The organism is Gordonia sp. (in: high G+C Gram-positive bacteria) (genome assembly GCF_049299075.1).
In the GTDB taxonomy this organism is placed as follows: Bacteria; Actinomycetota; Actinomycetes; order Mycobacteriales; family Mycobacteriaceae; genus Gordonia.
This window is the reverse complement of record NZ_JBAQWU010000336.1, coordinates 1-6,658: the sequence shown is the minus strand read 5'-3', so window position 1 is coordinate 6,658 and position 6,658 is coordinate 1. Positions and strand designations below refer to the sequence as shown.

Sequence of the window (6,658 nt, the reverse complement as noted above, 5' to 3'; positions counted from 1 at the left end):
AACGACGGTCAGCAAGCACCGGGCCAAGCGCGGCAAGCCTGCGGTCCCCGCGTGGGAGGACGTCTTGCTTGGTGTCCGGGCACATCCGGAGGAATAGCCCGCCGGTCGCCTCAGCGGCCCAGTCGCGCGTAGAACGCGATCGCGGCGGCTGTCGCGACGTTCAGCGAGTCGGTGCCGCGGCTCATCGGGATATGCGCACGGACATCGCACCGGAGCATCGTCTCCTCGGTCAGGCCCGCACCCTCGGCGCCGACCAGAAAAGCGATCTTTCCTGACCTGTCCCCAACGGCGTCGGACAGCGGCACCGAGCCTGCCCCCGGGGTGAGGGCGACGAGGCGAAATCCAGCTCGCGCGAGCAGATCGAGGTCGTCGGGCCAGGTGTCGTATTTGGCGAAGGGCACCAGGAGCGCGTGTCCCATCGAGACGCGAATGCTCCTGCGGTACAAGGGATCTGCGCAGCCACCGCCGAAGATCAGTGCGTCTACGCCAAGACCCGCGGCGTTGCGGAACACGCTGCCGATGTTCTCATGGTCGTTGACGCCTTCCAGGATCGCGACCGTGCGCGCGCCGTCGATCACCTCGGCGATCGGCAGCGGACGCGGACGATGGGCCACGGCGAGGACACCCCGATTGAGGTGGAACCCGACGACCTGTGTCATCAGGTCGGCGGACGCGACGTAGAACGGCACCCTGCCCGGTGCGTGCGGGTCGATGGCGATGCTGCCTGCGGCGACCAGAGCGGCGAGTCGTTTACCGACGCCGAGAAAGGCATGCGGGGCGAAGCGCGAGGCGATCATCCGCTGCACCACGGGGACGCCTTCGGCGATGGCTAGGCCGCGGCCCACATCCGGCCTGCGGTCGGCCGAGTTCAGGTCGCGAAAGTCGTCGAGGCGCGGGTCCGCCGGATCGGTGAGGTCGACGACGTGGACGGTCAGTGGCTGCTGCACGAGGTACCACGGTGGCACATAGCCCCGCCGCCCGCCAACGCGGTTTGGCAGACTCGATGCGGTGAGCAGCGAACACAACCCTCTCGTTCTGCGCCGGGCCACCGAGGCGGACTGGCCGGCGATCAACACTCTCGACACCCGCAGCTTCGGGCTGCCCGCGCCGCTGCCCGACGGTGAGCTCGCCGAGTTCCGCGCCAAGGTCGACGACGCGATCGTCGTGTGCGATGCGGGCAGCGACGAGTCTCCGGTGGTGGCCGTCTCCCTCTGGCACACCTTGCCGCTGACCGTCCCGGGCGGCACGCCGGTGCCCAGCGCCGGACTCTCCTGGGTGTCGGTCGCGGCGACACACCGGCGGCGCGGTCTGCTGCGCGCGATGATGACCGAGCAGTTCGCCGCCTGGCACGCCGCGGACCTACCACTGGCGATTCTGACCGCCTCGGAAGGCGGGATCTACGAGCGTTTCGGATTCGGACCTGCCTGCTTCGCCCAGCAGGTCACGGTTGATCGGGCGACCGCCCGCTGGCGCACCACCGCACCCGCCGACTCCCGGGTCCGCTATGCCACGCCCGCCCAAGTGGCCGACCGGGTCCCGGCACTCCATCGACGGTGGGCCCACACCGTGCCCGGGGCCGTCGGCCGCCCCGACAGCTGGTGGCCGACAATCTTCGCCGACCGCGACTACCGGCGAAGTACGCAGACGTCCGGGTTGTCGTACTTGCTGCATGACGACGGCTACGCCGCCTACCGGATCGACGCCCGCACCGCCACGGCTCTCGTCGCGGAGGTCTGCGCAGTGACTGACCAGGCGCACGCCGACCTGTGGCGGGTACTGACCGGCCTCGATCTGGTGCACGCCGTGTCGGCCACGTTGGCCCTCGACGACCCCCTGCCGCACCGGTTGCGCGATGCCCGCGCGGTACAAGTCACCGGCCGCCGCGACGAACTCTGGCTGACGATCCTGGACGTCGCCGCAGCTCTTGCGGTCCGTGACTACGCCGCTGACGGCCACCTTGCACTGGAGGTGACCGACGACTGGGGCGATCGTGCCGGGTGGTACCTCCTGGAGGTGACCGATGGACGTGGCCGGGTACGGCGGGCGAGCGCGCCCGAAGGAGCCGGACTGCCGCACCTCACGCTCAGCGTGTCGGTGTTGTCGTCGCTGTACACCGGCGGCACCACCGCGCGCGAGTTCGCCGCGGCGGGCCGACTGACGGCCGACTTGACCGACACCGTCGACGTGCTCGATGCGCTGCTGGGCACCCGCCGCGCGCCCTTCGCCGGCACCTATTTCTGAACCGCGGCCAGCCCACTACACCTGATCAGGTAGCCGGCGGGGAATGTTCCGGGACAACACCAGCGACAGCACCGTCAGCGCCAGCAGGCCGAAGATCGCCGCCCGGAGACCGTCGACCTGCGACTGCGCATAGATGCTCGCAGCCTGGCCCGCGTCGGCGACACTGAGCCCCTTCGACTCGGCGAACCCCTGGACGTCGGCCACCGAGACGATAGAAACGCCCTCCGTGCTGTTCTGCGCCACGTAGGTTTTGACCTGGTCCGGCAAGGCGCTCGACGCGACATTCCCGGCGAATGATGTAGTCAGCACCGCTACGACCACCGAACCGATCAGCGCCGTCCCCAACGACGAGCCCAGGTTCTGCGCGACGCCCTGCACACCGCCGACTTCACTGGACCGGGAGGTATCCACGGCGGACAGATTGATGTTGCCCAACTGCGAGGCGAGCATGCCGATTCCGGCGCCCAGCACGAACATCCCGGATCGGAACCACGGGCTGTCCAACTGCACCTCGACGGCCCCCAACAACAGCGCGGTTCCCACTACGAGTAGCAACTGCCCCAGGCGCACGATCATCCGCACCGGCAGGCGCTTCACCAGAGCGGTGCCCAGAATCGAGAAGAGCACAAGCGCCACCGAGAGCGGCAGGATCCGGATACCCGTCTCAAGCGCATCCAACCCCAGCGTCATCTGCAGGTAAATCGGGATGATGAAGAATACCGCCCCGACCACCAAATACTGGGCCAGCAGCACTGAGAGTCCACTGCGCAGCGCCGGGATCTTCAGCATCGACACGCGCAACAACGGCGCACCTCCGGCCGCTTCCAAGGCGATCTGCCTGCGGTAGAAGACGACCAGCAGCACGGCACCGGCCAGCAGGAGGTAGGCCACCAGGGAGATCCCGAACGGGGCGATTCGATGGCCCCCGATCTCCGGGATACTCCGTGGTTGCAGCCAGCCCCAGGTCTTGCTCTGCAGCATTCCGAAGACCACCAGCACCAGTCCCGTCGCCGATAGGACGAAGCTGAGCACATCGACACCGACCCGCGCGGTCGGCCGCTCATCGTCGCCGATGAACTTCACACACACCAGCACCACCGCCATGATGACCACCTCGGCCGCGAACACGTAGCGCCAGCTGAAGTAGGTGGTGACGAAACCGCCGACCAAGGGGCCGACCGCCGCCGCGACACCCGATACCGCGCCGACCGCAGCGAAGGCCTTCACCCGGTCGGCACCCTGGTAGTTGGCCGCGGTCAACGCCGCGATGGCCGGGATCACCAGCACAGCGCCGATTCCCTCGACGATGGACCAGCCGACAAAGAGCATTAGGAAACCCTGGCTCAGCGCCGTGGTCAGGGAACCAGCGGCGTAGATGATCGAGCCGATCACGAAGGCCCGTCGTCGCCCCCAGATATCGCCCAGTTTGCCGCCCAGCAGCATCAGGGCCGCCATCGTCAGTGTGTAGAAGGTGATCGCCGACTGCATCGACGACACCGACGTATCCAGGTCCGCCACGACGGCCGAGATCGACACATTCATCACCGTGGAATCGAGAACCATGACGAACTGCCCGAGGCACAGGATCACAATCGGTAGCCATTTACCCATGGTCGACTCCTTCGCCCGGCAATCCGACCGGGATTCCGGTGGGAACAAGATTCTGTAGGAGTACTCCGCTGATCGCCACCTGTCAACGACCCGCGGTCCGGGCGGTCAACCGACCCAGCCCGAGATCGGCCCGCGCGCAAAGTACACGACGAACAGCGCCGCGACCACCCACAGCAGCGGGTGCACCTTGCGCGCCGCGCCCGTGGCCGCGGCCATCACCACCCAGGCGATGAAGCCGACGCCGATGCCGTTGGCGATCGAGTAGGTGAACGGCATCACGACGATGGTCAGGAAGGCTGGCAGGGCGTACTCGAAGCGACGGAAATCGATGTCGCGGACCTGCGCCATCATCAGGGCTCCGACCACCACCAACGCCGGGGTGACCGCTTCCATCGGGATGATCTCGTACAGCGGGGTGAAGAACATCGCGACCAGAAACAGCACCCCGGTCACCACATTGGCCAAACCGGTGCGAGCGCCTTCGGCGACCCCAGCCGCCGACTCCACGAAGACGGTATTCGACGAGGCGGAAGCGGCACCGCCGACCACCGCGCCGGCGCCCTCGACGACCAGCGCCTTGCCAATACCCGGCAGGTTGCCGTCAGCATCGGCCAGTCCGCCTTCTTTGCCGACACCGGTCATCGTGCCCATGGCGTCGAAGAAGTTCGACAGCACCAGCGTGAAGACAAAGATGCCAGCCACCAGGTAGCCCACGTGCTCGATGGCACCGAACAGGTCGACCTGGCCGACCAGGGACAGATCGGGAAGGCGCAACAGGCTGTCCGGCGTGCCCGGGACGTTCATCGCCCAGCCACCGCTCTTGTCGGACATCGAGCCGAGGCCCCAGATGGCCTCGACGATCAGCGACAGGACGCTCATGATCGCGATACCGATGAGCAGCGCGCCGGGTATCTTGCGCACGGTCAGCACCCCCATCAACAGCACGCCGATCACGAAGACCAAGGTCGGTACGGTGGCGATAGACCCGTCGACGCCCAGTTGGACCGGCGGCCCGCCGTCAGTGCCGGTGACAAAGCCGGCGTCGACCAGCCCGATGAAGGCGATGAACGCACCGATACCGGCGGCGATCGCCGACTTCAGTTCCGGCGGCACCGCGTTGAACACCGCGGTGCGGAAGCCGGTGAGCCCGAGGATCACGATGATGACGCCGTCGATCACCACCAGCCCCATGGCCTGCGGCCAGGTCATGGTGGGCGCGATGGTCACCGCGAGCAGGCTGTTGATACCCAGACCGGCGGCGATGGCGAACGGAAAGTTCGCGACCAGGCCCATCAGCAGCGTCATCACGCCGGCGACCAGTGCGGTAACCGCGGCCACCTGCGCCGACGGCAGGAAACTTCCGGTGAGATCGAGGTTGCGGTCGCTTCCGGCCATGCCGCCGATGATGATCGGGTTCAGCACCACAATGTATGCCATGGTGAAGAAAGTGACCAGCCCGCCGCGGACCTCGCGGCCGACGGTCGAACCGCGTTCGCCGATCTTAAAGAACCGCTCCAGACCAGCGCGCGGGACTGGTGTGTTCATGTCGTTCACTCCGCAGAAGCTACCGTAGGAGCATGACCGAACTGACCGAAGTCCCCGAGTTGCCCGCACGATTGCGCGCACCGGAGCCGGTGATCGTCGTCGGCATGGTGGCCTGGCTGGTCGCCACCGTCGTGGTCGCGGCAGCCGGAATCGGCCCGGACCGGGCGCTCACCGTGTGCCTGGTGGGCCTGGGCATCGGCGTCCTCGGCACGACGATCGTGCTGGTGCAGCGGGCCGCGGTCAATCGGGGCAGCAAAGGCGCCCAGGAGGGCCTGGAGCGCCAGTAGACGTCAGTTCTTAACCACGACGGTAATCTCCGGCTCGGTGCGCTGACGCACCCAGCGCGCGATCTGCTGATGCCCGACGAGGCACAGTGCCAGCCACACCACGCCGAGCACCCATCCGACGAGCACATCGGACATCCAGTGCACGCCGAGATAGACCCGGGACAGCCCGATTAGCACGATGAGGGCCGGGGCCAGCGCCAGCAGCCCCGGCGTGGCCCGGACCTGCGGATACAACTGGTACACGATCACCGCGGCGAGCCCGATGACCACGGTCGACATCATCGCGTGCCCCGACGGAAAAGACAGCCCGCCCACATCGATCAGCCGATCGGCGATCGGCGGCCGGTCGCGGCCGAACAGTCGCTTGAGCAATGCCATCACCAGCCAGCCCACCCCCGCGCCGACCACGATCAGCGCGGCGAGATCGATCCGGTCCAGCAGCCAGGCCACCATGAAAATGCCGAGCGCCAGCAGCACCAGGGTGAGCGTGTCCCCGAGCACGGTGATCATTTGCCACAGCGAGTTCCACGGTTCGGCCCGCAGCGACACCACCCAGGAGGTGACGCTGTGGTCAAAGGCGAAGGGTGCCAGGTTCACGCCTGTTACGGTACCCAGTTCGCTGGCTGTTGGAGGTGCAGCACACCGGTCTCGTCGCGCCAGCGGGACACCGAATGACGCGTCTCGACGTCGCTGGCGAAGACCGCAACGACGAGTTGCTCGTGCAGCAGCACCGGACCGGTCAGGTCCCAGCCGGTGACGGCGGCCAAGTACGCGACGGGGGCAGAGTCCGGGTCCACCTCGACTCCGCCGGAGACCACACGGACCGCGCGCGTCGCCGAGGCCAGGGGTAGATCGACCAGGGTCGCGAACTCGGCGGCGCTCGCCGCATCCGGGTGGGTCGCGACGAGCACCGCTTGCCCGGCTGGCACCACCTGCGCCCACCACGGGCCGTCGAGCACGACGGCCTCGGGCAC

6 protein-coding genes and 1 pseudogene are annotated in these 6,658 nt (G+C 67.6%); 2 read left to right on the top strand and 5 right to left on the bottom strand.

Annotated elements, in window-relative coordinates:
* Window positions 1–110: 110 nt before the first annotated feature.
* Window positions 111–947 carry a TrmH family RNA methyltransferase gene (locus WAW85_RS10630; protein ID WP_422559583.1) on the bottom strand — a complete coding sequence of 279 codons (837 nt, stop codon included), beginning with the start codon at window positions 945–947 and terminating at the stop codon, window positions 111–113.
* A 61-nt stretch (window positions 948–1,008) separates the two neighbouring features.
* Between WAW85_RS10630 and WAW85_RS10625 the strand changes: the two genes are divergently transcribed.
* Window positions 1,009–2,241 (top strand): GNAT family N-acetyltransferase, encoded by a 1,233-nt coding sequence (locus WAW85_RS10625; RefSeq protein ID WP_422559582.1) that lies wholly within the window; start codon window positions 1,009–1,011, stop codon window positions 2,239–2,241.
* A gap of 15 nt (window positions 2,242–2,256) precedes the next feature.
* Here the strand turns inward: WAW85_RS10625 and WAW85_RS10620 are convergent, their stop codons facing one another.
* Together WAW85_RS10620 and WAW85_RS10615 are read right to left on the bottom strand one after the other, a co-directional pair.
* Entirely contained in the window at window positions 2,257–3,852 is a 1,596-nt protein-coding gene (locus WAW85_RS10620; protein ID WP_422559581.1) for an MFS transporter, read from the bottom strand.
* 105 nt (window positions 3,853–3,957) lie between these two features.
* Window positions 3,958–5,397 carry an NCS2 family permease gene (locus WAW85_RS10615; protein ID WP_422559580.1) on the bottom strand — a complete coding sequence of 480 codons (1,440 nt, stop codon included), beginning with the start codon at window positions 5,395–5,397 and terminating at the stop codon, window positions 3,958–3,960.
* A gap of 32 nt (window positions 5,398–5,429) precedes the next feature.
* Between WAW85_RS10615 and WAW85_RS10610 the strand changes: the two genes are divergently transcribed.
* Window positions 5,430–5,684, top strand: a complete 255-nt coding sequence (locus WAW85_RS10610) for a DUF2530 domain-containing protein (RefSeq protein ID WP_422559579.1) — start codon at window positions 5,430–5,432, stop codon at window positions 5,682–5,684.
* Between the two features lie 3 nt (window positions 5,685–5,687).
* Here WAW85_RS10610 and WAW85_RS10605 read toward each other — a convergent pair whose 3' ends face one another.
* Window positions 5,688–6,281 (bottom strand): phosphatase PAP2 family protein, encoded by a 594-nt coding sequence (locus tag WAW85_RS10605; RefSeq protein ID WP_422559578.1) that lies wholly within the window; start codon window positions 6,279–6,281, stop codon window positions 5,688–5,690.
* A 5-nt stretch (window positions 6,282–6,286) separates the two neighbouring features.
* Window positions 6,287–6,658, bottom strand: a pseudogene (locus tag WAW85_RS10600) (hypothetical protein); the annotation flags it as partial.

Coding starts and splice junctions, on each gene's coding strand:
- WAW85_RS10620 (WP_422559581.1), bottom strand. CDS start 3,852: ATGGGTAAATGGCTACCGATTGTGATCCTGTGCCTCGGGCAGTTCGTC.
- WAW85_RS10615 (WP_422559580.1), bottom strand. CDS start 5,397: ATGAACACACCAGTCCCGCGCGCTGGTCTGGAGCGGTTCTTTAAGATC.
- WAW85_RS10610 (WP_422559579.1), top strand. CDS start 5,430: ATGACCGAACTGACCGAAGTCCCCGAGTTGCCCGCACGATTGCGCGCA.